The organism is Micromonospora sp. NPDC005413 (assembly GCF_040606435.1).
Classification (GTDB): Bacteria; Actinomycetota; Actinomycetes; order Mycobacteriales; family Micromonosporaceae; genus Micromonospora.
In genome coordinates, this window is the sequence record NZ_JBEXEV010000038.1 from 29,498 (window position 1) to 53,422 (window position 23,925).

General features: G+C 69.7%; 25 protein-coding genes, 2 tRNA genes and 1 other RNA gene. 18 read left to right on the forward strand and 10 right to left on the reverse strand.

Annotated features, from left to right (window positions below):
• Nucleotides 1-12: 12 nt before the first annotated feature.
• Nucleotides 13-99, forward strand: a tRNA-Ser gene (locus tag ABZS37_RS28360).
• Nucleotides 100-161: 62 nt separating this feature from the next.
• On the opposite strand, the gene ABZS37_RS28365 is transcribed toward ABZS37_RS28360, so the two are convergent.
• The 3 genes from ABZS37_RS28365 to ABZS37_RS28375 all read right to left on the reverse strand — a co-directional run bounded on the left by ABZS37_RS28365 (nucleotide 162) and on the right by ABZS37_RS28375 (nucleotide 3,893).
• Nucleotides 162-2,594 carry a hypothetical protein gene (locus tag ABZS37_RS28365; RefSeq protein WP_355173918.1) on the reverse strand — a complete coding sequence of 811 codons (2,433 nt, stop codon included), beginning with the start codon at nucleotides 2,592-2,594 and terminating at the stop codon, nucleotides 162-164.
• 157 nt (nucleotides 2,595-2,751) lie between these two features.
• A complete protein-coding gene (locus ABZS37_RS28370) occupies nucleotides 2,752-3,246 on the reverse strand; it encodes a hypothetical protein (protein ID WP_355173920.1) in 495 nt (164 codons plus the stop codon).
• A 92-nt stretch (nucleotides 3,247-3,338) separates the two neighbouring features.
• On the reverse strand, nucleotides 3,339-3,893 hold the full coding sequence (locus ABZS37_RS28375) for a hypothetical protein (protein WP_355173922.1): 555 nt from the start codon (nucleotides 3,891-3,893) through the stop codon (nucleotides 3,339-3,341).
• Nucleotides 3,894-4,095: 202 nt separating this feature from the next.
• Between ABZS37_RS28375 and ABZS37_RS28380 the strand changes: the two genes are divergently transcribed.
• The gene (locus tag ABZS37_RS28380) at nucleotides 4,096-4,746 is read left to right on the forward strand and encodes a DUF1349 domain-containing protein (RefSeq protein ID WP_355173924.1); all 651 of its coding nucleotides are present in this window, start codon (nucleotides 4,096-4,098) and stop codon (nucleotides 4,744-4,746) included.
• A 139-nt stretch (nucleotides 4,747-4,885) separates the two neighbouring features.
• Here ABZS37_RS28380 and ABZS37_RS28385 read toward each other — a convergent pair whose 3' ends face one another.
• Nucleotides 4,886-5,077, reverse strand: a complete 192-nt coding sequence (locus ABZS37_RS28385; protein WP_355173926.1) for a DUF397 domain-containing protein — start codon at nucleotides 5,075-5,077, stop codon at nucleotides 4,886-4,888.
• Nucleotides 5,068-5,835 carry a helix-turn-helix transcriptional regulator gene (locus ABZS37_RS28390; protein ID WP_355173928.1) on the reverse strand — a complete coding sequence of 256 codons (768 nt, stop codon included), beginning with the start codon at nucleotides 5,833-5,835 and terminating at the stop codon, nucleotides 5,068-5,070. Before ABZS37_RS28390 ends, ABZS37_RS28385 begins: the two co-directional genes overlap by 10 nt.
• Before the next feature lie 201 nt (nucleotides 5,836-6,036).
• Here ABZS37_RS28390 and ABZS37_RS28395 point away from each other — a divergent pair, with 201 nt between their 5' ends.
• The gene (locus ABZS37_RS28395) at nucleotides 6,037-6,276 is read left to right on the forward strand and encodes a flavin reductase (RefSeq protein ID WP_355173930.1); all 240 of its coding nucleotides are present in this window, start codon (nucleotides 6,037-6,039) and stop codon (nucleotides 6,274-6,276) included.
• A gap of 7 nt (nucleotides 6,277-6,283) precedes the next feature.
• Here the strand turns inward: ABZS37_RS28395 and ABZS37_RS28400 are convergent, their stop codons facing one another.
• Nucleotides 6,284-7,120 (reverse strand): class I SAM-dependent methyltransferase, encoded by an 837-nt coding sequence (locus ABZS37_RS28400; RefSeq protein ID WP_355173932.1) that lies wholly within the window; start codon nucleotides 7,118-7,120, stop codon nucleotides 6,284-6,286.
• 116 nt (nucleotides 7,121-7,236) lie between these two features.
• Between ABZS37_RS28400 and ABZS37_RS28405 the strand changes: the two genes are divergently transcribed.
• The 5 genes from ABZS37_RS28405 to ABZS37_RS28425 all read left to right on the forward strand — a co-directional run bounded on the left by ABZS37_RS28405 (nucleotide 7,237) and on the right by ABZS37_RS28425 (nucleotide 10,079).
• Nucleotides 7,237-7,674, forward strand: a complete 438-nt coding sequence (locus ABZS37_RS28405) for a YbaB/EbfC family nucleoid-associated protein (protein WP_355173934.1) — start codon at nucleotides 7,237-7,239, stop codon at nucleotides 7,672-7,674.
• 5 nt (nucleotides 7,675-7,679) lie between these two features.
• Nucleotides 7,680-8,006, forward strand: coding sequence for a type VII secretion target (locus ABZS37_RS28410; RefSeq protein WP_355173936.1), 327 nt, complete (start codon nucleotides 7,680-7,682; stop codon nucleotides 8,004-8,006).
• Complete coding sequence (locus ABZS37_RS28415) at nucleotides 8,003-8,704, forward strand: WXG100 family type VII secretion target (RefSeq protein ID WP_355173938.1); 702 nt, start codon at nucleotides 8,003-8,005, stop codon at nucleotides 8,702-8,704. The genes ABZS37_RS28410 and ABZS37_RS28415 overlap by 4 nt, the downstream gene beginning before the upstream one ends.
• Nucleotides 8,705-8,986: 282 nt before the next feature.
• Nucleotides 8,987-9,424, forward strand: coding sequence for a hypothetical protein (locus ABZS37_RS28420; RefSeq protein ID WP_355173940.1), 438 nt, complete (start codon nucleotides 8,987-8,989; stop codon nucleotides 9,422-9,424).
• Complete coding sequence (locus ABZS37_RS28425) at nucleotides 9,417-10,079, forward strand: pentapeptide repeat-containing protein (protein WP_355173942.1); 663 nt, start codon at nucleotides 9,417-9,419, stop codon at nucleotides 10,077-10,079. The genes ABZS37_RS28420 and ABZS37_RS28425 overlap by 8 nt, the downstream gene beginning before the upstream one ends.
• A 69-nt stretch (nucleotides 10,080-10,148) precedes the next feature.
• Here ABZS37_RS28425 and ABZS37_RS28430 read toward each other — a convergent pair.
• Nucleotides 10,149-10,233, reverse strand: a tRNA-Ser gene (locus ABZS37_RS28430).
• A gap of 82 nt (nucleotides 10,234-10,315) precedes the next feature.
• Here ABZS37_RS28430 and ffs point away from each other — a divergent pair.
• Both ffs and ABZS37_RS28440 read left to right on the forward strand, forming a co-directional pair.
• An RNA gene (gene ffs, locus ABZS37_RS28435) (signal recognition particle sRNA small type) lies at nucleotides 10,316-10,405 on the forward strand.
• A gap of 204 nt (nucleotides 10,406-10,609) precedes the next feature.
• Nucleotides 10,610-13,426: a DNA polymerase III subunit gamma and tau gene (locus tag ABZS37_RS28440; protein WP_355173944.1), complete on the forward strand. Its 2,817-nt coding sequence runs from the start codon at nucleotides 10,610-10,612 to the stop codon at nucleotides 13,424-13,426.
• Here the strand turns inward: ABZS37_RS28440 and ABZS37_RS28445 are convergent.
• Entirely contained in the window at nucleotides 13,323-14,063 is a 741-nt protein-coding gene (locus ABZS37_RS28445) for a DUF998 domain-containing protein (RefSeq protein ID WP_355173946.1), read from the reverse strand. The two genes, ABZS37_RS28440 and ABZS37_RS28445, sit on opposite strands and share 104 nt — an antisense overlap.
• 134 nt (nucleotides 14,064-14,197) lie before the next feature.
• On the opposite strand from ABZS37_RS28445, the gene ABZS37_RS28450 reads away from it, so the two are divergent.
• The 8 genes from ABZS37_RS28450 (at nucleotide 14,198) to ABZS37_RS28485 (ending at nucleotide 22,752) form a co-directional block, all read left to right on the forward strand.
• Entirely contained in the window at nucleotides 14,198-15,454 is a 1,257-nt protein-coding gene (locus ABZS37_RS28450; RefSeq protein WP_355173948.1) for a hypothetical protein, read from the forward strand.
• 143 nt (nucleotides 15,455-15,597) lie between these two features.
• Complete coding sequence (locus ABZS37_RS28455) at nucleotides 15,598-15,906, forward strand: YbaB/EbfC family nucleoid-associated protein (protein ID WP_030489880.1); 309 nt, start codon at nucleotides 15,598-15,600, stop codon at nucleotides 15,904-15,906.
• Between the two features lie 8 nt (nucleotides 15,907-15,914).
• The gene (gene recR, locus ABZS37_RS28460) at nucleotides 15,915-16,508 is read left to right on the forward strand and encodes a recombination mediator RecR (protein ID WP_354994657.1); all 594 of its coding nucleotides are present in this window, start codon (nucleotides 15,915-15,917) and stop codon (nucleotides 16,506-16,508) included.
• 243 nt (nucleotides 16,509-16,751) lie between these two features.
• Complete coding sequence (locus ABZS37_RS28465) at nucleotides 16,752-18,425, forward strand: ABC transporter substrate-binding protein (protein WP_355173950.1); 1,674 nt, start codon at nucleotides 16,752-16,754, stop codon at nucleotides 18,423-18,425.
• Between the two features lie 98 nt (nucleotides 18,426-18,523).
• Entirely contained in the window at nucleotides 18,524-19,531 is a 1,008-nt protein-coding gene (locus tag ABZS37_RS28470; RefSeq protein ID WP_355173952.1) for an ABC transporter permease, read from the forward strand.
• Nucleotides 19,532-19,596: 65 nt separating this feature from the next.
• On the forward strand, nucleotides 19,597-20,556 hold the full coding sequence (locus ABZS37_RS28475; protein WP_355173984.1) for an ABC transporter permease: 960 nt from the start codon (nucleotides 19,597-19,599) through the stop codon (nucleotides 20,554-20,556).
• Between the two features lie 112 nt (nucleotides 20,557-20,668).
• A complete protein-coding gene (locus tag ABZS37_RS28480) occupies nucleotides 20,669-21,655 on the forward strand; it encodes an ABC transporter ATP-binding protein (RefSeq protein WP_354994654.1) in 987 nt (328 codons plus the stop codon).
• Nucleotides 21,652-22,752, forward strand: coding sequence for an oligopeptide/dipeptide ABC transporter ATP-binding protein (locus ABZS37_RS28485; protein ID WP_355173954.1), 1,101 nt, complete (start codon nucleotides 21,652-21,654; stop codon nucleotides 22,750-22,752). The genes ABZS37_RS28480 and ABZS37_RS28485 overlap by 4 nt, the downstream gene beginning before the upstream one ends.
• 63 nt (nucleotides 22,753-22,815) lie before the next feature.
• On the opposite strand, the gene ABZS37_RS28490 is transcribed toward ABZS37_RS28485, so the two are convergent.
• Together ABZS37_RS28490 and ABZS37_RS28495 are read right to left on the reverse strand one after the other, a co-directional pair.
• Entirely contained in the window at nucleotides 22,816-23,208 is a 393-nt protein-coding gene (locus ABZS37_RS28490) for a hypothetical protein (protein ID WP_355173956.1), read from the reverse strand.
• Complete coding sequence (locus tag ABZS37_RS28495) at nucleotides 23,205-23,846, reverse strand: HNH endonuclease family protein (protein WP_354994651.1); 642 nt, start codon at nucleotides 23,844-23,846, stop codon at nucleotides 23,205-23,207. Before ABZS37_RS28495 ends, ABZS37_RS28490 begins: the two co-directional genes overlap by 4 nt.
• Between the last annotated feature and the right edge of the window lie 79 nt (nucleotides 23,847-23,925).

The following is a 23,925-nucleotide window of genomic DNA, read 5'->3' on the forward strand; positions in this document are numbered from 1 at the left end:
ACCCTCGTCGGCGGTGGCGTGTCCGAGCGGCCTAAGGAGCACGCCTCGAAAGCGTGTGAGGGTTAACGCCCTCCGAGGGTTCAAATCCCTCCGCCACCGCTCCTGAAATGCAGAAACGCCCGGTCGATCCGCGAGGATCGACCGGGCGTTTCTCCGTTCGGTCAGCTCGCCGGCAGGCTCGCGTCCCGGTGGGTGAGCTGGTAGGTGGCGTCGACGCCGTCCGTCTCCAGGATCACCGTGACTGGTCCGGCGGGCAGCGAGCAGGAGATGGTGCGCTCGACTGCGTAGCCGGTGGGCCCGCAGTAGCGACGCCCCTCCGAGTCGAACACCGACAGCCGGGCGTCACCGGTTCCGGCGGTCCGCTTCCACGTGATCGACTCCGTGGCCGCGCGGGCGTCGGCAGGGATCGAGAGGCACACCCCGAACCGTTCCGCGCCGGTCGTCACCGTGGTGCCCGTCGCACCCGCCGACAACGCGGGGCAGGCGGGCGGTCCGTCAGTGCGGGCAAAGGCGAGCGAGTACGCCCCGGCCTCGTCTCCGTCATCCGAGTTGACGATGGCGAAGAACGGTGCCTGGCCGGTCAGCTCGCAGTGGTACTGCCGCAGTGCCCAGGAGGAGTCGCACAGGTAGGCCCCGGTGGAGTCGATCACCGACACCTCGGGTGAGCCGGCCCCGGTTGCGTCGCCCGGGAGCAGTTCGGTGATGAGGGCGCCGGCAGGGCTGCTCAGCTGGAGGCAGTCGAACTGTGCAGGTGAGCTCAGCTGCCCGCGTACCGGCGCGTCCTGCCAACCGGTGTCAGACACCGGCCGGCAGTCGGACGGCAGCCACGGCAACACCGCGAGGTGGTACCGGAGGCTCTCGCCGATCACCGAATCCGGAGCGCCGCCGCCGAGCACCAGCGTGTATCTACCGGCTGCCGGGACCTGACACCACACGTCCGTGCAGACCCGGTGGCCGGTGCTGTCGTAGACGGTCGCGTACTGCCGGTAGTTGTCCTCCCCGACCGCCTTGACCCGGTAGGTGCCCGCGGTGGGGAGGTCCAGGACGCGGCAGCGGACGGCGCCGAGCGGACCGGCCGGGGCAGCGTTGTACGTCCCGGGCGTGACCGTCGGGCAGCCGGTCGCGTCCGTGAGGGCGCGTACCTGCATCCGGTAGGTCAGGTCGGTGTCCTCCGCCTCCCAACGGGACAGGTAGGAGATGACCCGGAAGGTGCCGGTGGACGGGAGCGCGCAGCCGTCCTCCTCCGACGATTCGGTGCACAGCACGCCACCCTGCTCGTCGACGATCCAGGAGAAGACGTCGTTGTACCGGTCCGGGGTCCGGTAGACCATGACCCGCTCGCCGGCCTCGCCGTGGAACGGCTGGCAGTTGGTCTGCACCGGTGAGGTCTGGTGCACCGTCAGGGTCGGCTGGTCCCAGTTGAGCCCGGTGGGGGCGGCACAGCCTTCGGCCTGGTCGAGGCGGGCTGCCGCCACCCGGTAGGTGACCGGTTCCCAGTTCCAGTTCTGCGACACCAGCGTGTACGCACCGGCCGTCGGCGCAGCGCAGGACCGCCAGGAGTCGTACTCGGTGCACACCACCTGGCCGGCGTCGTCGTACAGCCGCCAGTCGAGGTACTGGTTCGCGAACTGGTCCAGGCGGACGACCAGCCGGCCGGGGGTGGTGACCCGCAGCGACTGACAGCTGATCCCCTGGTTCGGTGGCACGGTGCCGGTGCCGACCGCCGCGCCCGGGTCTCCGAACGCGGTCAGGGGCAGGGCCGGGCAGCCGACCGACTGCGAGATCCGGGGCATCTTGAGGGTGTACGCGGCCTTGTTGCCGTACATCTCCCCCAGGAACAGCCGGTACGGCCCGGGCTCGCGGAGGGTGCACTCCGTGGGGTACCGCACCGAGCAGATCGGCTGGAACTGGGCGTCCAGGATGCTGCCCTGGATGTCCTCGGCGCCGCCCGGGTCGGCGAGGTGCAGGACCGTGCCGGTGGGCTGCTTGAAGGTGAAGCAGCGGGCGGCGAGGCCGGCGGGCAGTGTGCCGCTGCGACCGGTGGAGGCGAAGGAGAAGAAGCTCGCGGGCAGGTTGGCGCAGGTGGACGGGGTCCGCATCGACTCCGCCGACAGCGAATAGGCGCCCTTGCCCGTGCCGTAGCTGAGCGTCACCGTGAGCGTGTAGGTGCCGGCGACACCGAGTTCGCACTCCGTGAGGTACGAGCCGGCGTAGCAGACGGGGGCGCCATCGGGGTCCTTGACCTGTGCGCCGACACCGTCACCGGAGACCTCTCGGAGCCGGATGTACAGGGTGTCCTGGTCGACCGTCGAGGTGATCGTCCAGATCTGCTGTGTCGCGCCGGTGATCGACGCGCAGTTCTTGACCTTGCCCAGCGGGAGCTGCCCTCCGCAGGTGGCGGAAGGGCTGACGACCGTCGTCGGGCCCGCGGTGGCCCGGCCCGGTGCGGGAGTCGCGGGTGTCGGCTTCGAGGGCGCGGTGACGGCGGGCGGTTGCCCGGTCGCCAGTGTCGGTCGCGGCGACGGCTCGGCCGTCGGGGCGGCGGTGGCGGGGCCGGCCAGCAGGCCCGCCCCCGTGAGGCTCAGGGCCGCCACGGCGGCCCATCTCGCGAGGTGTCTCCACCATGGATCGGGCACGGTTGTACGCACGATGTCCCCCCGTATTGGTCGCGCGATCTGCGCGAGTGGGGAGATAATTTCATGGTGGTCGATCGCAGACAATCGGCTTGTCGGATCGACCGGAACGGGTCGCTCAGCAGGGGCCGACGCCCTCGTCGAAGAGGCGGCGGGCCCAGTCGGCGTACCCGGCGATGGTCTTTCGGACGGTGCGCCCGTCGTGCAGGAAGAGGTACGCGCGGTCGCCGCTGCGGGCGAGCAGCCCGTCGAGCCGATGTGTCCCCTGTGGAGCTTGCAGACGAGTGACGAGCGGATAGCGGTCCCAGACCTCGTCGACGGGTGAGCCCGCCGTGATGCCCTCCGGTGTCCGCATCGGATCGTCGACCCAGAGCAGCACAAGTTTGTCCTCCACGAAGACGGGGCTGACCGCGTCGTGGCCGGCGAGCATCGGCCCGCAGGCGTCCAGGTCGGTACGTAGGATGCCGCGTCGGGTCAGCTCGTCCTCGGTGACACCGAACTCGATGTTCCGCAGGCCGTTCAGGTCGATGATTTCCACGCTGCCGGCGGGCCGGCCGTCCGGGATCGGCCCAGTCGGCGGTACGCCGCTGCCAGCGATTGAGGCAGCCGTCATCAGCATGGCAATAAAAGCAAATTGTCGCAATTTCATGGAATCCCCCAGTCCCCAACGGGACGGGAGCGTTCAGGTTGCTGCCGGTCGCCGGATTACTGGTTTTCCCACTGCTCGACCAGCTCATCCCAGTAGTCGGCACTGAGTCGACGCCGCCCGTGCGCCAGCCAACCGTCGGTGTTCCGCTCCAGGTGCAACCCCAGTTCGGCGAACGGGTCGATCCACGATCCCGGCTCGACACCGAGCCGGGTCAGCGCCGTATTGATCGGCCACTGCTCGCGTGGCGAGTCCAACACGTCGTCGAAGTGTGGACCCCAGTACAGCGCCCCACCCAGCCACACCGCCGCCGACTGGTAGCCAGCGCCACCGCCGAACTCCGCCTCCAGGTACGCCACCGGCCCCAGCTCTGACCACCGGGCCAGCAACTCGACCAGCGGCGGCGACAACACCAGGCCGAACGGATGCTCGGCACTCCGGTCGTCCGTCGCGAAATCCGGCAGCGACCCGGTCAGCTCCACCACCAGCTGCGGGGTGACCGGCAGCAGCGCGAAGTCCTGGCGCAGCTCACCGAGGACCGCGTGATCCAGCTCGACGGCCTGCTCACGGAGCAGTTCGGCGTCAGCGACCACCGCGCTGAGCTGGTAACCCATCGAACCCTCCGTCGTCCACAGCCTGTGGATAGAACATGTGTACGACGGGTTCCGGGGCCTGGCCGGCGTCGATCCCCGGACCGTACCCGTCAAGTGGCGGCGGGACCGCCCAACCCTGCTCAGCGGACGGGCACCGGTAGCAGGGCGTCATCGCCCAGCCGTCGTTCGGTTCCCTGCCGGGACCCGTTGTACCGTCGCCTGCATGGCTGATCGACTGACCGTCCCCGGAATGCCCTCTCCGCTCGCGCCCTCGTCCGCGGGGCTCTGGCGGGTCGATGAGGAGACCGGTGCCGTGACGGTGTCGGCGCAGCCACACACGGACATCTTCATCGACCCAAGTGGCGGCTTCGTCAGCTCGGGCGAGAACACCGCGCCGAGCCCGGAGCCCGTCCTCAACGCGGCGACGCTGCTCGGCGACCTGCCGCCGGAGGGCGACTTCCAGTTCAGCGCCCGGGTCACCGTGGCCTTCGGCTCGACCTTCGACGCCGGGGTGCTCCTGCTCTGGCGCGACCAGCGGTGCTGGGGCAAGTTGTGCTTCGAGTTCTCGCCCGAGGCTGAGCCCATGATCGTGTCCGTCATCTGCCGGGGCGTTGCCGATGACGCGAACGCCTTCGTCGTGGCCGACCGGTCGGTGTGGCTGCGGGTCTCGCGAATCGGACGGGTCTACGCCTACCACGCCTCACTCGACGGCAATACCTGGCAGTTGATCCGCGTGTTCAGTTTTGATGGCGAGACGTCACGTGACCGGATCGGCTTCGCGGGCCAGTCACCGACCGGCGACGGGTGCAGCGCGACCTTCGACGAGATCCACTTCCGGCCCACACGCCTCGCCGACCTCCGCGACGGCTCCTGACGCAGCTCGACGATCCCCAGGCGCTGGCGCGACCGCCGGCGGAACTGCTGACTCATCGAACCCTCCGTCGTCCACAGCCTGTGGATAGAACATGTGTACGACGATTCCGAGCCGGCCGGCGCCGATCTCCGGGTCTCGGTCAGGCCCGGAGGGCAAGCCGGGTGACGAACGCGCGCCAGGCTGCGGGCGCGAAGGTCAGCGCCGGGCCGCTCGGGTCCTTGGAATCCCGTACGCCGACGACGTTGGGGAGGTTGTCGGCGACCTCGACACATGCGCCGCCGTTGCCGCTGCTGCGGCTGCTCTTGCGCCACCGGGCGCCGTTCAGCTCCATGTCTCCGCCACTTCCGTGATGAGATCGACCGACTGCCAGTGGGACAGCGCCTCGCCGCGCACGTTCTCCCATGCCGCCATCATGGCCGCGATGTCCTCGGGGTCGCTAGCCACTTGTCCCTGGAGTTGATTGTCGAGATAGCCGGCGACCCGGTGGTCGTGGCTGTGCGCGATCACGAATGGCCCGTTGAGGCCGGCGTAGGCACCGACCGTGCTGGGCACGACGTGCACCCGGATGTGCGGCTCGGCGCATGCCGTTACCACGGCCAGCAGTTGCTCGCGCATGGTCGACCGGCCGCCAATCGGCCGGCGGAGGATCGCCGCGTCGATGACCGCTGTGAACTGTGGCGGGTCGTCCCGCTTGAGCACGCCCTGCCGGCCGAGCCGGACCGTGAGGTGCCGCTCGATGTCGCCCCGGGGGATCAGGCCCGCGCCGCTCAGTACGGCGCGGGCATACGCCTCGGTCTGAAGCAACCCCGGCAGGACGGTGGACTCGAACCAGCGAAGCGACACCGCCTCGCGCTCGATCTCCTGCCACGGACGGAACCAGATGGGGTCACGACGTCTCGAAGTGTCCGGCCAGATGTCCGACACGTCCTTGCGGAGGGCCTCCGCCGCTGCCAAGCGGTGCCGAGGATGCGGGATGCGCCCCTCGGTCAACCAACGCCCCACGGTCTTCGGGTCGACGCCGACGGTCTCGGCGAGGGATTCGGTGGTGTGCCCGGTGTCGCTGAGCGCCACCCGAAGCGCGTCGTTCACGGCCCCTCCATCGGATGTCTCGAATATCTGAGGACCATATCGCTACGCGGTGTACTTGTCCGGTGACGCGCTTGAGGGTGGTCCACAGATGACGGCGTGATCGGTGGAGGCGCAGGAGCCCGGCGGTCGGCGTCAGTCCGGGTGCCGCCCCGACGGAAAGGCGGGGCGGCACCCCTTCCAGCGCCGAAGGAGGCCCCGCTCATGCCCCGCCGCCACCGGGATCACCTGCCGACCCGTCCCACCTGGCGCTGCGCCGCGTGCGGCATCGCCTGGCCCTGCTCGGCGGCCAAGCTGCGGCTGCTCGGCGAGTACCGGCACGACCGGCTGGCGATGACCGTCTACCTCGCGACGCTCCAGACCGAGGCCAGCGCACAGCTCATCGGGGTCGACCCGGCCCGCCTGACCGAGCGCTTCCTCTCCTGGACCCGCGCTCGCGGCTGATGAAAGGTCAGGGACGCCAGATCACGACGGCGACCTCACGTCGCCGCTCGGTGAAGCGGCCATCTCGTGCCGCGGCGGACAAGAGGCCGCGCAGATCCGCCTCGAAGGCGGGGAGTCGGTCGGCGAACAGATGCGGCGCCGAGCTGGACAGGGAGAAGACCGCCGAGGCGATCTCGTCCACAGAGCGCTCCTCGACCATCCCTCCGCCGACCTCGACTCTGGTGTGACCGGTGAAGCCGGCGTCCCGCATGACCACCTCTTCGCCGGTGGGGAGGCCGGCGGGCAACCACCCCTGCCCGGCCCGGCGGACCGGTCCCAGATAGGAGGCGACCAGGTCGTCGATCTGCCGCCAGGGCGGCCGGGGGTATGGCAGTGGGGCGTCGTCGGCCACGCCCTGGTGAGTGTTGGCGTGGACCTGGACCCAGGCCCCGTCGGGCGCGAGCATGTCGCGGACGCGCCGGGCCACGAGCGGTCGATCCATCCAGTGGAACGACTGGGCGAAGGTGGCCACCCGGAATGTGCCCAGGTCGGCGGGCAGAGCCTCGGCGCGTAGGTGCCGCCACTCGACGTTGGCCGCTCCGAACTCGGCTGCCCTGCGCCGCGCCTCGACGAGCATGTCCTGGTCGGCGTCGATGCCCACCGCCACCTCGAACAGGGGCGCGAGCAGCAGCGTCAACGATCCAGGCCCACAGCCGACGTCCAGGAGCCGGCCGGTGCCGTCGAGGTCGAGCGCGGTGGCGATCGCGTCGGCGAGGCTGGGCGGGTAGGGCAGGCGACCGACGCTGTAGTGGCCGGCGCTGCCCGCGTACAAGCTCTCGTCCCACTCCCACGTTGTGTCCGCCATGGCCCAGATGAGACCACAGGATCGTGTGAGGGCGGCCGCGAAGTCCCGGGTGGACGGTCGGCACATGTTAATCTCCGTCAGCTAAGCATGATCACCTTGAGCGACCGAGGGGACGCATGGCAGCCAACGTTCCACCCACCGGAGGCCTGCTGGACCCGGGCGGCGCCATGGAGCGGCTGGCGGATTGGAAAGGCCGTCTCGACCAGTTGTCGGCCGCCACCGATGCGATGAGCGACCGGATCCAGGAATTGCGAGTGACGGTTGCCGACGACAACGGGCTGGTGGAGGTCACTGTCGACTCCGTGGGCGCGTTGGTCGATCTGCGGCTGACTCAGCGGATTCAACGGGTCGCACCCGACGTCGTTGCCAGAGCGATCATGAGCACGATCGGTGTTGCCAAGCGGCAGCTCGCGGATCGTTCTCAGGAGATCATCGGCGACACGCTGGGGACCGAGTCGGCGGCGGCACGCGCCATCGCCGAGCGTGTCGGGCAGCAGTTGCGTGATGCCGATCCCGGGGTGGACGTGCCGGACGAGCAGCACGGCCGATGGTGAGCTAGGTGAGCGACGGGTTCGAGGTCGACGCCGAACAGATCCGCCAGCATGCGCGCAACATCGAAGCGTTGCGCTCCCGCTTCGGCGCGGTCAAGAACGCCAGCGCGCACATCGCGCAGGACGACGCGGCGTACGGGCTGTTGTGTGGGTGGATCTCGGGCCTCCTGGAAGGTCGACACAACCGCCAGGATGAGCTGATCGCCTATGTCGAGGAGAACCTGTCCCTGGTGGTCAAAGGGTTGGGGACGACCGCCGACAACTATGACAACGCCGACGGCGACGCCGACACCACGATCCGCAAGGTCGGCAGCCAGTTGGACGCGGTGTCATGAGCGAGGCGTCACTGATCGCCGGCGTGCAGTCGACCCACAAGCCCTGGACGGGTGCGGCCGCGGCCGACAGCTTCCAAGGTCTGGTCGACGCCATCCACAGCGAGGGCTGGGTCGACGATCTCCTGGCCGGTGCGGCGTTCGGCGTCGAGGCCGTCGCGACGGTGCTGGATCCCCTCAGCGCCCTGCTCGCCAACGGGCTGGGCTGGGCGATGGAGTACTTCGAGCCGCTGCGCCAGGTCCTCGACGAGCTCACCGGCATGCCGGACGTGGTCGCTTCGCATGCGGCCACCTGGGACAACATGGCCGCCGAGTTGGAGAGCATGGCCACCGACCTGAGGTCATCCCTCGGTGCGGACCTGCCGAGTTGGCAGGGGAAGGCGGCCACGGCGTACCAGGGCGTGATGGCACACAACGTGACGGCGATCGACGGGCTGAGTGGCATCTCCGCCGCGATGGCTGCGGCCACCCAGGCGGCAGGGAACCTGGTGGCGTTTACCCGTGATGTCGTCCGCGACCTCATTGCCGACCTGGTGGCGCGCGTGATCGTGTGGGCCGTGGAGGCGATCTTCGTCATCACGATCCCGGTGATCGCCGCGCAGATCGTGGCGGCCGTGGTCAAGTGGGCCGGACGCATCCTCACGTACGTCGCCGCACTGATCTCCAGCCTGACCAACCTCTCCAAGCTGCTGAACGGCTAGCCCTCGACGATGGCGAAACCCAAGACACCCCCCGGCGGGCACGGCGACGGCGGCACGCCGTCGCGCCCGGGTGACGGTGATGGCGACAGCGGCGTTCCGGGCCAGCGACGTCGCAGTTCCAGCGAGGTTCCCGACAACGTCAGCAGGGCGCAGGAGGTAACCGCCGAGGAGGCGCGACTGGGTCGCCCAGGTGGGGATTCCGGCACGTCGCCGGGCCGCCCCTCCGGCGGCGACGACGGATACCAGAGCCCTCAGCCAGGCACCCCGGAGTACGACCGCCGGGTGGAGGAACTTGCCGCCGACCCGGCCCACAACGGCAACATCAGCGCGAAGTCCCGGATCGAGGCCGAGGTCGGGCTCGCGGCAGAGGCGGACGGCAAGATCCCGGGGCCGATTCGCCGGGCCGAGCTCGACAACTCGGATCCGGCATTCCAGAAGGATCAGGGAGAATTCTTCGACTCCAACGGCGATAACTGGGACGTCAAGTCGCCCAATGATTTGTTCCCGGCAGGGCGGCGGGCCGGTGAGCCGATGCCCGAGGGTGTGAAGGGCCGGTACGATGGCGAAGAGTTCGAGCAGAAACTTGCCGACGAGGTGGCTGGTGGGCAGAACGTCATTCTCAACACCAGGAGCCTGTCGCCGAGTGCGCTAGCCGACCTCAAGACGCGGGTCGCTGGTCGACCGGAGTGGGACGGCAAGGTGGTGTTCGACAATGAGTAAATACAAGCGAAGCGGCGCCGACGTGATCCGCTGGCCGGACAGCCCGGACGCCCGGGAAGCGCTTGAAGAGTGGTTGACCGCTGCACCAGGCACTACGTACCTGTCAGGTGATTTTCTCGATTTTCGCGGTGCCGATCTCAGCCGTCTCGACCTGCTTGGCGCCTATCTTGCCAATTCGCACCTGGTCGGCGTTCGGTTCGAGGAGGCCAACCTCGGCGACGCCAACCTCAATAACGCCGAGTTGCAGGGTGCCGATTTTTCCTTCGCCGACCTGGCCAAGGCGGAAATGGTCGGCAGTTCGGCCAGGAAAGCGCTGTTCCGCTCGGCGCGGCTGTTTTCGGTGCAGCTCGACGATGCCGTTCTGGCAGGGGCCGATCTCAGCCACGCCATTCTCAACTCTGCCAAGCTCTACAAAACCGATCTGCGCGACGCCAATCTGGAGTTCGCGAGCCTGCGGTGGTGCACGCTGGGCGGCGCGAGCATGCCCGCGGTGCTGAGTGGCGCGAAAATGCACGGCTGCCAGTTCGAAGGCGCGAAGGGGGCCGTCGTCGGCCCGGTCTTCGTCGACAAGGATGCGACCCGGTCCGTCGGCGGCACCGAACTGGAGGCGTGGTTCTCGGCGCAGGGTGCCCAGAGCATCCAGGTCGTGGGCTGACGCCACCGTGCAGACGACTCAGGGCCGGTCCCGTGGGGCCGGCCCTGTCGTTGGTGCTGCTCAGGCGAGCGGAGGATACGAGATTCGAACTCGTGAGGGTGTAAACCCAACACGCTTTCCAAGCGTGCGCCCTAGGCCTCTAGGCGAATCCTCCGCGAGCCAGGATACAGGCCCCCGTCGGCCGGGCCACCCCACCACCCCCTGAAGATCGACGGGCGGTCGGGTAGGCTTGGCGGCACCTCCCGTGCGGCGGTATCTCGTGAACCTCCCCAGGGCCGGAAGGCAGCAAGGATAAGCGAGCTCTGCCGGGTGCACGGGAGGCCTTTTTTTGTCTCCGGGGCCCTCGGTCGCCGATGTGGGGCTGTCCCGGATCCTGGATACCGCCATGTCGCCGACATGGAGTCGATCAAGCGCGGCAGATCAAGCGCGGCAAGCAGCGCAACCACAGCAGCCAGCGTCAAGGCGGGGTGGTGGGTGGTCACCCGCGCTCGACCGGCGCAGAATGGCTCGGTCGAGAGGAGGCGGGACGAGTGACGCTGGCGCTCTACCGCAAGTACCGGCCGCGTACCTTCGCTGAGGTCATCGGTCAGGAGCACGTGACCGAGCCGCTGTCGCAGGCGCTGCGCAGCGGGCGGCTCAACCACGCCTACCTCTTCTCCGGCCCGCGCGGCTGCGGCAAGACCTCCAGCGCCCGGATCCTGGCCCGCTCGCTCAACTGTGAGCAGGGCCCCACCCCCGAGCCGTGCGGCAAGTGTGTGTCCTGCCGCTCGCTGGCCACCGACGGCACCGGCTCGATCGACGTGATCGAGATCGACGCGGCCAGCCACGGCGGTGTTGACGACGCCCGCGAGCTGCGCGAGCGTGCCTTCTTCGCGCCAGCCAGCAGCCGCTTCAAGATCTACGTGATCGACGAGGCGCACATGGTCTCGACCCAGGGCTTCAACGCCCTGCTCAAGCTGGTCGAGGAGCCTCCGGAGTACGTCAAGTTCATCTTCGCCACCACCGAGCCGGAGAAGGTCCTCGGCACGATCAGGTCGCGGACCCACCACTACCCGTTCCGCCTGATCCCGCCGAAGGTGCTCCGCCCGTACCTGGAGCAGCTCACCCAGGCCGAGGGCGTCACCGTCGAGCCGGCGGTCTTCCCGCTGGTGGTCCGCGCCGGTGGCGGTAGCGCCCGGGACAGCCTCTCGGTGCTCGACCAGCTCATGGCCGGCGCCGGCCCGGAGGGCGTCACCTACGCGCGGGCCGCCGCCCTGCTCGGGGTCACCGACGCCGCGCTGATCGACGAGATGTGCGACGCGCTGGCCGCCGGGGACGGCGCCGCCGCGTACGCCACCGTCGACCGAGTGGCCGAGGCCGGGCACGACCCGCGCCGATTCGCGTCGGATCTGCTGGAGCGGCTGCGCGACCTGATCGTGCTCCAGCAGGTGCCGGACGCCGCCGCGAAGGGCCTGATCGACGGCCCCGCCGACCAGATCGAACGGATGGCCGCCCAGGCCGCACAACTCGGCCCCGGCACGCTCTCCCGCTGCGCCGACATCGTGCACGACGGCCTGGTGGAGATGCGCGGCACCACCGCGCCCCGCCTGCTGCTGGAGCTGATCTGCGCCCGGATGCTGCTGCCCGGCGCGGACGACTCCACCGGCGGCCTGCTCCAACGCCTCGAGCGGATGGAACGCCGGCTCACCCTGAGCGGCACCGACGCGCCGTCGGCCGCCGCCGGCTCCGCGTCGGCCACCAACCCGGGGGTACGCCCACAGCACGCCACCCCGGTTCCGGCTGCCGCCACCCCGGCACCCGTCAACGCCCCGACCTCGGCACCGCCGTGGGCGGTCGACCCGGCGACGTCCCCGACCCAGCACGCTGGGGCCCCGGGCGCTCCGGCTTCGGCTGCTCCGGTCCCGAACGCGCCGGCGTCGGGCGTACCGGCCTCGTACCCCTCGGTCGCGGACTCGCCGATCCCGGCGTCACCCGGCGCGTCGACCGCCGCACGGTCACCCGCTGATCGGGCCGTACCCGTCTCGCCCGCCGGACCGAGCGCTGGCTCGCCGGCCCCGCGTCGCGTGGTGCCGCCGTCGGCGGTGCTCCCCGACCCGGCCACACCAGAGCCGCCTCGCCCGGGTGCGCCGGCCGCGGCGCTGGACGCGGTCGCGGTCCGCCGCGCCTGGCCCGACGTGGTCGGCAAGGTCAACCGGACCAACAAGCGGATCGCCGCCCTGATGCGCGACGCGGTGGTACGCGAACTCGACGGCGACATGCTGGTGCTGACAGTGAAGTCGACCGTGCTGGCCAAGATGATGGCCGACCACGCGGCGGTGCTCACCGACGCGCTCTACGAGGAGTTGGGCGGGCGCTGGCAGATCCGCTGCGAGGTGGCCGGCGAGCGCGGTGGCGTGTCGCTGTCCGGCCCGCAGCGTTCGCAGCCCGCCACGCCGCCCGTTGCGGCTGCGGTGCCGCCCGTTGCGGCTGCCGTGCCGCCCGCTGTGGCTGCCGTGCCGCCCGTTGCGGCTGCCGCACCGCCTACTCCGGCGGATGCCCGACCCGCCCCGGCGGATGCCCGACCCGCCTCGGTGAACGCGTCGCCCATCTCGACCAACACGTCTCCAACTTCGACGACCACGGCCACCGCTGCTGGCTCGACGACTACTCAGCCCGCTGCGTCGTCAGCGGACGACGAGGACGACTGGCCGGAGGCTGCTCGCCCCGGCGGCAACGCTTCCGCCGCCCAGGCGACGGATGGCGAGGACTGGCCGGAAGCCGCCCGGCCGGGCGGCGCTGCCGTGGACGACCGCGACCCCGCCTCGGGCGGCTCCAGTTCGGCGCCCGCACCGACCAGCGTGAACGGCACCAACACGGCCCGCACCGGATCGAGCGGCGGCGGCCCCGGCGGGGTGAACGGCGGCGGCGCGGGACCGAACGGCGGCGGCTCAGGTGGCTCTGGCGCGGCGACCGCTAAACCGGACGGACGGGCGGGCAACCCGACACCGGCGGCCCGGCAGCCGGCGACAGCCGGTGGTGCGCCGGTGAGCAGTGCCATCGCCGCAGCCCGCGCTGCGGCGGCGGGGCGCGGTCCGCGTACCGGAGCGGCGACCCGGCCCACCGCGGACGCCGAGTGGGCCGGCGAGCCGCCCTACGACCCGGACTTCGACGGCCCGGTGCGCGGTGGTCGGCCGGGTGGCACGGCGCCGGCGGCCACCCCGGCCTACGAGGGGTTCGACCCGGGCGACGAGCCGCTGGACGAGGTCATCGACGAAAAGACCGCCCGGGAGTCCAGCGAGGAGCAGGCGGTACGGCTGCTCCGCGAGACGTTCGGAGCCGAGAAGATCGACGAGGTCGACGCCCGCTAGCTGGTCTCTCGGCGAGCAGGACACCGAGGCAGCAGGCCCAGAGTGGGAAGGGCAGCACGGCGACCCGTTCCATGCCGCCCACCCCGATCCCGATGCCCTGCTGGGCGAAGAACAGCACGGTCCCGGCCAGCGCGATCAGTGCGGCGGTGAGGGTGAGTCGTCGCCACCGGCCGAGCATCGTGGTGCCCGGCGCGAAGCCCGCGAGGAGCAGGCCGACGTTGCCCAGTCCCATGATCAGGAACGCGCCGAGGACGTGCAGGTTCTCGTCGACGTCGGCCGGGTAGAGGGCCGCCAGGGCGTACCCGCCGGTGGCCAGCAGCAGGAGCATCTGAGCCGACCGGACCACGCCGCCGTGACCGAGGATCCGCCAGGTCAGCAGCAGTCCGGCGGCGAGCAGCACGGCGGTGGCCAGCATCGCGGCGTTCATCAAGGGGTGCCAGGGCGAGCATACGTAGCGGGGCCTGCTGGTGTCCCAGATCCCGCAGTGGACGTTGCCGAGGTCGCTGATGTTGTGGGTGGCCCAGCTGTAGGTCGGCTGGCGCCAGCGCAGCCCGGTGACCAGGCTGGCGACGAGGAAGATCGGTACGGCCGCGACCCAGCACAGCGCGCCGACCCGGCCGGTGCGGTTGAGTTCCATGCCATCGAGCAGACCAGTTCGGCGGCTCCTGGCGCACTACCCGCAGACGGTCCGTTGCGGGTAGTGGTAGCCGTACCCTTCACGGATTCCGAACGGGGTGGACGAGTGTTTGGGGCGCTGTCAGGATGTGCGCCGTGAAGATCACCTCGAGTCCGGAGCGGAGCACGTCGGACTCCGCCGGCACCGTCAGGTTCGGCCGCCGACACGCGAAGGCGGCGGCGATGACGGTCGTCGGTCTGGTGGCCCTGGCTCAGGCGCGATCGATGCCATGGGTGGCGGTACACGAGGGTCAGGACTCGATGGACAGGCTGGTCGGCCGGACCACCTCGACCGAAGTGCGGACGTACGCGTTGACCGACCTCGCAGGCTTCTGGCCGGTGCTGTACGTCGGGTGGGCGCTGCTGCTGGCGATGCTCGTGGTTGCCTGGGTGCGGCCGCCGTGGCGTCCCGCCGTACGGTTGGCCGCCGCGCTGCTCAGCGTGGTGCTGGCGGTCACCAACCTCATGCCCGGCGGTGCGGCCGTCGACGCCAGCGGTTTCGCGATTGACGACTACCCCAGCACGAACTTCCTCGGCGGCCTGTGGCTCGCGCTCTTTGGGATGCTGCTGCTGGCCGGCGCCGTCTCGACCCTGCCGGTGGCCCCACCGCCGGCCGGCCCCGCCGCGCCACCAGCACCGGAAGCGGTCTCCACCGCACCGACGCCCCAGGAGGTGGCACGCGTCGATGAATCCGCCGTGGGTGACCCGCAGGCTTCGGCGGATACGACATCGTTCGTCTGGCAGAGTCCGCGCCTGGGCGCCCGGCCGGCCACGGCGCCGTGGTGGCGGCGTCCGGGGCCGGTAGCCGGCGTGGTGGCGGGTGCCGTCGCCGCAGCGGTTTTCGTCACGGTGATCTGGTACGCGGCTCATCCGGCCGTCGACCTGCACCCCGATCTCGGTGCGCTGGTGGTTGCGGCTCCGTCCGACTCGAAGCCCGCCGATCCGGCCGCCGTCGACGACCAGGTCGACTTCGGTCGGATCCTGCCGGTCTTCAATGCTGGGACACTGCTCCTCGCCGCGCAGGTACGCGACGACGTGCTGCACGCCGCCGGCACGGCGTGGACCCGCCGCGATGCCACCTCCGTGACGATCACCCTGGTCCAGTTCAGCTCGGTTGGGTCGGCCAACCAGTTCGAGCGGTCCTACGTCGATCTCCAGCAGGCAAGTCCCGGCGAGGTGGTGGAGATCGACGACGTTCCGGGCGCGATGGCCTTCGTCGGTGACGACCAAGGAGGCGTCTGGGCGGTCGCCAGGCAGGACGAGATTGTGGTGGTCGTCAGCGCGGTCGGCGGATCGTCGGACACCGTCACCGCCGTCGAGTCGCTGGTACGGGAGCAGTACGACCGGATCTGAGCCGCTCCGCCCTCGCCCGGCACGTTCGGCGCGGGCGGACGCACCGGGCGGGGGCAGGGTCGGTCCCAGCGGTTAGGCTGGGCGGCGGTCGAGCAGACGAGTGCGAGAAGGAGCCATCCGTGCGCCCAGGTGGACAGCCGAACATGCAGCAGATGCTGAAGCAGGCGCAGAAGATGCAGCAGCAGATTGCCGCCGCTCAGGCCGAGCTGGCCGAGGCCGAGCTGACTGGCACCGCAGGCGGCGGGCTGGTCACCGCGACCGTCTCCGGCTCCGGTGAGCTCAAGGCCATCAAGATCGACCCGAAGGCCGTCGACGCGGATGACGTGGAGACGCTGGAGGACCTGGTCGTCGCGGCCGTGCACAACGCCGCCGAGGCGGCACGGGAGCTGACCGAGCGCAAGATGGGCCCGGTTGCCGGCGGCATGGGCGGCCTCGGCCTGCCCGGTTTCTGAGCCGGCAGATGTACGAAGGTGCCATCCAGGATCTGATCGACGAGCTGGGTCGTCTGCCGGGCGTGGGTCCGAAGAGCGCTCAGCGGATCGCGTTCCATGTGCTGTCGGCGGATCCGGCCGACGTCAACCGGCTGGCCGGCGCGCTGCGCAAGGTCAAGGAGCTGGTGCGGTTCTGCACGACCTGTTACAACGTGGCCGAGTCCGAGCAGTGCCGGATCTGCCGCGACCAGCGCCGCACCGACGAGGTGCTGTGTGTGGTGGAGGAACCCAAGGACGTGGTGGCCGTCGAGCGGACCGGTGAGTTCCGCGGCCGCTACCACGTGCTGGGCGGGGCGATCAATCCGCTGGAGGGGATCGGTCCGGACAATCTGCGCATCCGCGAGCTGATGATCCGGCTCGGCCAGGGCACGGTGCGGGAGCTGATCCTGGCCACCGACCCGAACACCGAGGGCGAGGCGACCGCCACCTATCTGGCGCTGATGGTGAAGCCGATGGGCATCGCGGTGACCCGGCTGGCCAGCGGGCTGCCGGTCGGTGGCGACCTGGAGTACGCCGACGAGATCACCCTGGGCCGGGCCTTCGAGGGCCGCCGGGCCGTCTGAGCACGTACCTGCGGGGGTGGTGCCGTCATCGACGGTGCCACCCCGTCGCGGCATCCGACCCCGTGTGGATCGATGTGTCGCCCTATGCATTCGCCGTGCCGTCGACTGTCAGACCCCGGCGCAAGGTGTCGGCTTGATAGCGATTGCCTAACGCCCGTTCCGCTTCACGTGTGACATGTCATAGCCTCCCGCACACGGACCGAGCCACAACTCGGGTGGTCATGCGCATGACAGAGGTGAGAGATGCAGGCGAGAAGGCTTAAAACGGCTGTGGCCATCGCGGCCGTTGCCGCTCTGGCGGTCGGCGCGGCCGGCTGCGCGGAGAGCGAGCGCGACGGTGACAGTGGCGAGGCCAAGACTGGCGGCACCTTCATCTTCGCGGGTGCCGGTGACCCGAAGAACTTCGATCCCATCTTCAACGATGACGGTGAGTCGTTCCGGCCAGTCCGGCAGATGTTCGACACCCTGGTGAGCCACAAGCCGGGTACCGCCGACCTTCAGGGCGGTCTGGCCGAGAGCTGGGAGCACGACCCGGCCGGCAAGGTCTGGACGTTCAAGCTCCGCCAGGGCGTGAAGTTCCACGACGGTACGCCGTTCAACGCCGCTGCGGTCTGCTTCAACTTCGACCGCTGGTACAACATGAAGGGCGCTGCCGCCCAGTCCCAGATGATCTACTACATGGACACCTTCGGCGGGTTCGCGAAGAACGAGGCCGAGGGCGCTGGCGAGTCGATCTACAACAAGTGCGAGGCCAAGGACGACGGGACCGCCGTCCTGACCCTGAACAAGTACAAGGGTGCCTTCCCGGGTGCCTTCGCGCTGACGTCGCTCTCGATCGCCAGCCCGGAAGCCCTGAAGAAGTACGACTCCGACACGGTGAAGCAGAACGGCGACTCGTTCGAGTACAGCGCCTTCGCCACCACCAACCCGGTCGGCACCGGCCCGTTCACCTTCGGTGGCTGGGACAAGGCCAAGAACGAGATCACCCTGAACCGCAACCCGGACTACTTTGGCGACAAGGCCAAGGTGGACAAGGTGATCATCAAGGTCATCAAGGACGAGAGCACCCGCAAGCAGGAGCTCCGTGCCGGCACCGTCCAGGGCATCGACTTCCCGGCCCCGGCCGACCGCAAGGCGCTCGAGAGTGAGGGCTTCCAGGTCGTCAACCGTCCGGCCTTCAACATCCTCTACCTGGGCATCAACCAGAAGAACCCGAAGCTGAAGGACCTGCGGGTGCGTCAGGCGATCGCCTACGCGCTCAACCGTCAGCAGCTGGTGCAGACCAAGGGCCCGGGTGGCGCGAAGGTCGCCGACGAGTTCCTGCCGGACACCGTGCTCGGCTACGCCCCGGACGTGCAGAAGTACGAGTACAACCCGGACAAGGCCAAGCAGCTGCTCAAGGAGGCCGGCGCCGAGGGTCTGACGCTGAACTTCTACTACCCGCCGGACGTCTCCCGGCCGTACATGCCGAACCCGCAGGAGATCTTCACCGTCCTCGCCAACGACCTGCAGGCCGTGGGCATCAAGGTCAACGGTGTGCCTCGTCCGTGGAACGGTGGTTTCAAGGACGACGTGCAGCAGTTCGGCAAGCACGACCTGCACATCCTCGGCTGGACCGGTGACTACAACGACCCGGGCAACTTCGTCGGCACGTTCTTCGGTCGCGCCAAGGCCGAGTTCGGCGACCAGTCGATGACCGAGATGTTCGACGCCATCGAGAAGGCCGACGCCACCGTCGACGAGGCGGGCAAGAAGGCGGCCTGGGAGCAGGTCAACCGGGACATCGCCGCGAAGTGGCTGCCGGCTGTGCCGGTCTGGCACGCGCCGCCGGCGATCGTCGTCACCAAGGATGTCAAGGGCCTGGTGGCCAGCCCGCTGACCGACGAGCGGTTCAACACGGTCAGCGTCAGCAAGTGACGTCCGTCGGCTGATGCCGTAGGCGTGATCGGCCCGGTCCGGGGCTCCTTCCCGGTCCGGGCCGATTCCGCGATCATCGAGAGTCTGGTGTGTGAGAGATGTTGCGAGTCATAGTCCGCCGGCTGCTGCAGCTGGTGGTGACCCTTATAGCGTTGTCGGCGCTGATCTTCATCTGGCTGCGGAACCTGCCCGGTGGGCCGGTCGAGGCGCTGCTCGGCGAGCGGGCCACGCCCGAGCGTCGCGCGCTGTTGATTAAGGCGCTCGGCTACGACCAGCCGATCCTGGTGCAGTACGGCAAGTTCATGCAGCGGGTGCTGACCGGCGACTTCGGTAACTCGATTCGGACCGGTGACCCCGTCACCGAGGTGATCAGCCGCGCCTTCCCGGCCACCATCGAGCTGGCCCTCGCCGCGATGATCATTGCCGTCGGCCTCGGGGTGCCGCTCGGTTACCTCGCCGCCCGCTGGCGTGGGCGGGCGCTGGACAACCTCACCATCGCCGGCACCCTGCTCGGTATCTCGATCCCGATCTTCTTCCTGGGCTACCTGCTCAAGGACGTCTTCACGCAGAACATCCACTGGTTCCCGCCTTCAGGGCGGCTCACCACCGGTCTGGAAAACACCAACATCACCGGCTTCTTCGTGCTCGACGGCCTGCTCACCCGGGAGTTCGACGCCAGCGCGGACGCGTTGTGGCATCTGATCCTGCCGGCGATCACGCTCGCCACCATTCCGCTGGCCGTGATCGTGCGGATCACCCGGGCCAGCGTGCTCGACGTCCTCAACGAGGACTACGTGCGGACCGCCGAGGCGAAGGGCCTGCGGCACCGCACCATCCGCGGCCGGCACATCATGCGCAACGCGTTGCTGCCGGTGGTCACCACCATCGGGCTGCAGACCGGCGCGCTGCTCTCCGGCGCGGTGCTCACCGAGAAGGTCTACAACTGGGGCGGCATCGGCACGCTGATCACCGACTCGATCAGCGGCGGCCGGGACTACCCGGTGCTCCAGGCGATCATCCTGCTGGCCGCGCTGGTCTTCGTGATGGTCAACCTGCTGGTCGACCTCTCCTACGCCTTCATCGACCCGAGGGTGCGTGTGCGATGAGTGACCCGATCACCCAGGCCGGCACGCCGGCTCCCCGCCCCGGGGACGACAAACCACGCCCCGGTATGAGCGAGCGCAGCATCGGCCTGCTCGGCGACCGCAAGAAGGCACGGCTGGACGAGCTGGCACAGGCGAGTGCGGCCGACCGGGGCGGGGTGAGCCTCATCCGGGACGCGGTGCGCCGGCTGCGGCGCAACCCGGTCGCCATCGTCGGGGCCGGCATCGTGGGGCTGTTCATCCTGGTGGCGATCTTCGCTCCGCTGATCGCGCCACACGATCCGGCGCAGCGCTTCGACGAGCTGACAAAGAACCTCACCGTGGACACCATTCCGGGTGCCAGCAGCGCATTCCCGTTCGGCGGCGATCCGCTCGGCCGGGACTTCCTGTCCCGCATGATCTACGGCGCGCGGCAGACGCTCTTCGTCGGCGTGCTCGCCACCCTCATCGGTCTCGCGCTCGGCGTGCTGATCGGCGCGATCGCCGGCGCCTTCGGCGGCTGGGTTGACGTGGTTCTGATGCGTCTCACCGACGTGATGCTGGCCCTGCCGAGCCTGCTGCTCGCGATCACCCTGGTCGCGATGGCCAGCCGGTCGACCCAGTGGACGGTCATCTTCGCGGTGGCCATCGTGAACGTGCCGATCTTCGCCCGGCTGCTGCGCGGCTCGATGCTGGCTCAGCGGGAGAGCGATCACGTGCTCGCCGCCCGCGCGCTCGGCGTGAAGGAGCGCAACATCGTGCTGCGGCACATGTTGCCCAACTCGCTGACCGCGGTGATCGTGCAGGCCACCCTGACCTTCGCGGTGGCCATCCTGGACGCTGCGGCGCTCTCCTTCCTGGGCCTCGGTGACCCGGACATCAACCGGGCCGAGTGGGGCCTGATGCTCGGCGTGGACGGTCAGCGCTATTTCGAGGTCCGCCCGGAGTTGGCGTACTACCCGGCGCTGGCGATCATCGTGGTCGCGCTCGGCTTCACCCTGCTGGGTGAGGCGATGCGCGAGGCGATCGACCCGAAGAACCGGCGGTGACGACGGTGCGCGCAACCAGCACGGCCGGACCCTGCCTCGGGCGAGCGCGAGGAGTGAGCTTGCGAGCCCCGCAGTCGCGAGCGAAGGACCAAAGCAGTGAGGAAGTGACGCGATGAGCCTGCTCGACGTCCGTGACCTGAACGTGGTTTTCCAGCGACGCGGCGAGCGGCCCTTCACCGCCGTCGACAAGGTCAGCTTCACGGTGGAGCCGGGGCAGACGGTCGGCCTGGTCGGCGAGTCCGGCTGCGGCAAGAGCGTGACCAGCCTGGCCATCATGGGCCTGCTGCCCAAGCGGGGCAACAAGGTCACCGGGGAGGTGCTCTTCGAGGGCACCGACCTGCTGAAGCTGCGGCCGGACGACATGCGCGACCGGCGCGGTCGGGAGATCAGCATGATCTTCCAGGACCCGCTCTCCTCACTGAATCCGGTCATTCCGATCGGGATCCAGGTCGCCGAGGTGCTGGAGCGCCACCAGGGCCGCGACCGTAAGCAGGCGCTGCGGGAGGCGCGGGAGCTGCTCGACGCGGTCGGGATTCCCGACCCGCAGCGGCGGCTCACGGAGTACCCGCACCAGATCTCGGGCGGGATGCGCCAGCGCGCGCTGATCGCCATCGCGCTGGCGTGCAAGCCCCGGCTGCTGATCGCCGACGAGCCGACCACCGCGCTCGACGTGACCATCCAGGCGCAGATCCTCGCTCTGCTCAAGCAGTTGGTGGACGAGACCGGGACCGCGCTCGTCATGATCACGCACGATCTGGGTGTGGTGGCCGGGCTCTGCGACACGGTCAACGTGCTCTACGGCGGCAAGGTGGTCGAGCGGGCGCGACGGCACGATCTGTTCGCGCACGCCCGGCACCCGTACACGCACGGGCTGCTCAACTCGGTGCCTCGGCTCGACTCGCCACGGGGGGAGCGGCTGCACGCGATCCGTGGGTCGGTCTCCGACAACATCCCGTGGGTCGAGGGGTGCGCGTTCGCGCCGCGCTGCGACAACGTCGTGGACGCCTGCCTCGAAGGGCCCCCGCCGCTCGAACCCACCGCTACCGGCGGCGACCTCCGCTGCAACAACCCCGTCCCCGAGGAGGTGGCGGTCCGATGACCGAACAGACCGGACCTCTGGTCGAACTGCGCGACATCAAGGTCCACTTCCCGATCAAGAGTGGCCTGCTCTTCGACCGCACCGTCGGGTACGTCTACGCGGTGGACGGCGTGTCGCTGAGCATCCGCAAGGGCGAGACGTACGGCCTGGTCGGCGAGTCGGGCTGCGGCAAGTCGACGCTCGGCCGTGGCCTGCTGCGGCTGGTCGAACCCACCGACGGCGAAATCATCTTCGACGGCATCGACGTCCGCTCGCTCAAGGGCGAGGCGATGCGGCAGGCCCGCCGCCGGATGCAGATGATCTTCCAGGATCCGCTCTCCAGCCTCGACCCCCGACAGTCGGTGGAGTCGCTGCTGGTGGAGGGGCTCAAGGCCCACGGGCTCGCCGGCGACAAGGCCGAGACGAACCGGCGGCTGCGCGAGACGCTGGAGGCGGTCGGCCTGCCCTCGTCGGCGCTGGGCAAATACCCGCACGAGTTCTCCGGCGGCCAGCGTCAGCGGATCGGCATCGCCCGGGCGTTGGTGCTCAATCCGGAGCTGATCGTCGCCGACGAGCCGGTCTCCGCGCTGGACGTGTCGATCCAGGCTCAGGTGCTCAACCTCCTGGAGGACCTGCAGAACGAGCGCGGTCTGACGTACCTGATCATCGCCCACGACCTGGCGGTGGTCCGGCACATCGCCGACACGGTGGGTGTGATGTACCTCGGTGGGCTGGTCGAGGAGGCGTCCAGCGACGACCTGTACCGCGAACCGATGCACCCGTACACCCGGGCGTTGATGTCCGCGGTGCCGGTGCCGGACCCGCTGGTGGAGGACCGCCGGGAGCGGATCCTGCTCGCTGGCGACCTGCCCTCGCCGACCAACCCGCCGCCGGGCTGCCGCTTCCACACCCGGTGCCCGTGGGCGCAGGAGACCCGCTGCGCGGACGAGCGGCCGGCGCTACGCGACGTGGTCGGCGGGCACCGGGTCGCCTGCCACTTCGCCGAGGACATCGCCGCCGGCCGGATCCGGCCGCACGAGGTTGAGGTGGAGCTGGTCCGCCCGACCGAGGGCACCGGCCCGATCGACCCGCCGGGAGAGTTGATCCCGACCCCGTGACGTCGGCAGGGGCCGTCCTGTCACAGGACGGCCCCTGACCTCTCGACGGCTCCGGCGTGCGGTTCAGCCCTCGGGGCGGTTCAGCAGGCCCACCGCGACACCGTGCACCGCGTCCAGTCCGGCCGGGTCGGCCAGCGCGACCGACGCGCCGGTCACCACGTACCACTCGTCCGCGTCCTTGTACTGCACCCGCAGGGTGACCTTGCCGTCCGCGTACTCGGTGCGCAGGGTCAGGTCGCCGGTGACGACGCCGACCTCATCGGTCATCACGCCACCGGGCCCGGGCACGATGTCGGTGGTGCGGCTCTGCGCGCCACCCGCGCCGCCAGCATCCGCGACCATGCCGGCCCCCGGAACGGCGGCCGGGGTCTCGGCCGTGCCGTCCGCGGTCATGCCGGCAGTGGCCGGGCCGGTGTCAGCTGTCGCCCCGGCGCCCGTCGCCGCTTCTTCGCTCATGAGCAGCCCCCCAACATGTCGGCCAGGGCGGCTTTCTCCGCACTGGTCACCGTCAGCCGCCAGTAGTGCTTGACCGTCACCCAGTTCTCGGCGTACTGGCACCAGTACGACCGGTTCGCGGGCTTCCACTGAGACGGGTCCTGGTCACCCTTTGACCGGTTGGAGGACGCCGAAACCGCGAAGAGCTGCGGGCGGGTGGTGTCGTTGGCGAAGTCCCCCCGCTTCGCATCGTCCCACTCGTCGGCACCGGAGCGCCACGCGTTGGCCAACGGCACCATGTGGTCGATGTCCACGTCAGAGGGATCGGTGGCGCTGCGACCGTCGTACACGCTCTCCCAGCGGCCCCCGACCACGTTGCAGCCGGAGAGTTTCACGTCCTTGCCGTCGCGCTGCAGGATGCTGTCCCGCACATCGCAGTTCTTGCCAGTGTCCCGCCAGTGCGGGAAGTGGTCGCGGCTGTAGCCCTTCATCGAGCCTGCGGCGGCGACGGTGAGTTGGCCCAACTGTTCCACGGCGTTGCCGCCGTCACTCGGCGGCGGGGTGTCCGGCTCGTCCTGCGGGACGCAACCGGCCACGCCGAGCGCCAGCGCCGCGGCGAACGCGGCCACCGCCACTCGCGGTCCTGATCTGGTACGCACAGACGACACCTCTCCAGCTTGCGGTCTCCCGGCGATTGCGCACAGTACCCGGGAAAGGTTTTGGCAATTCGTGGCGTCT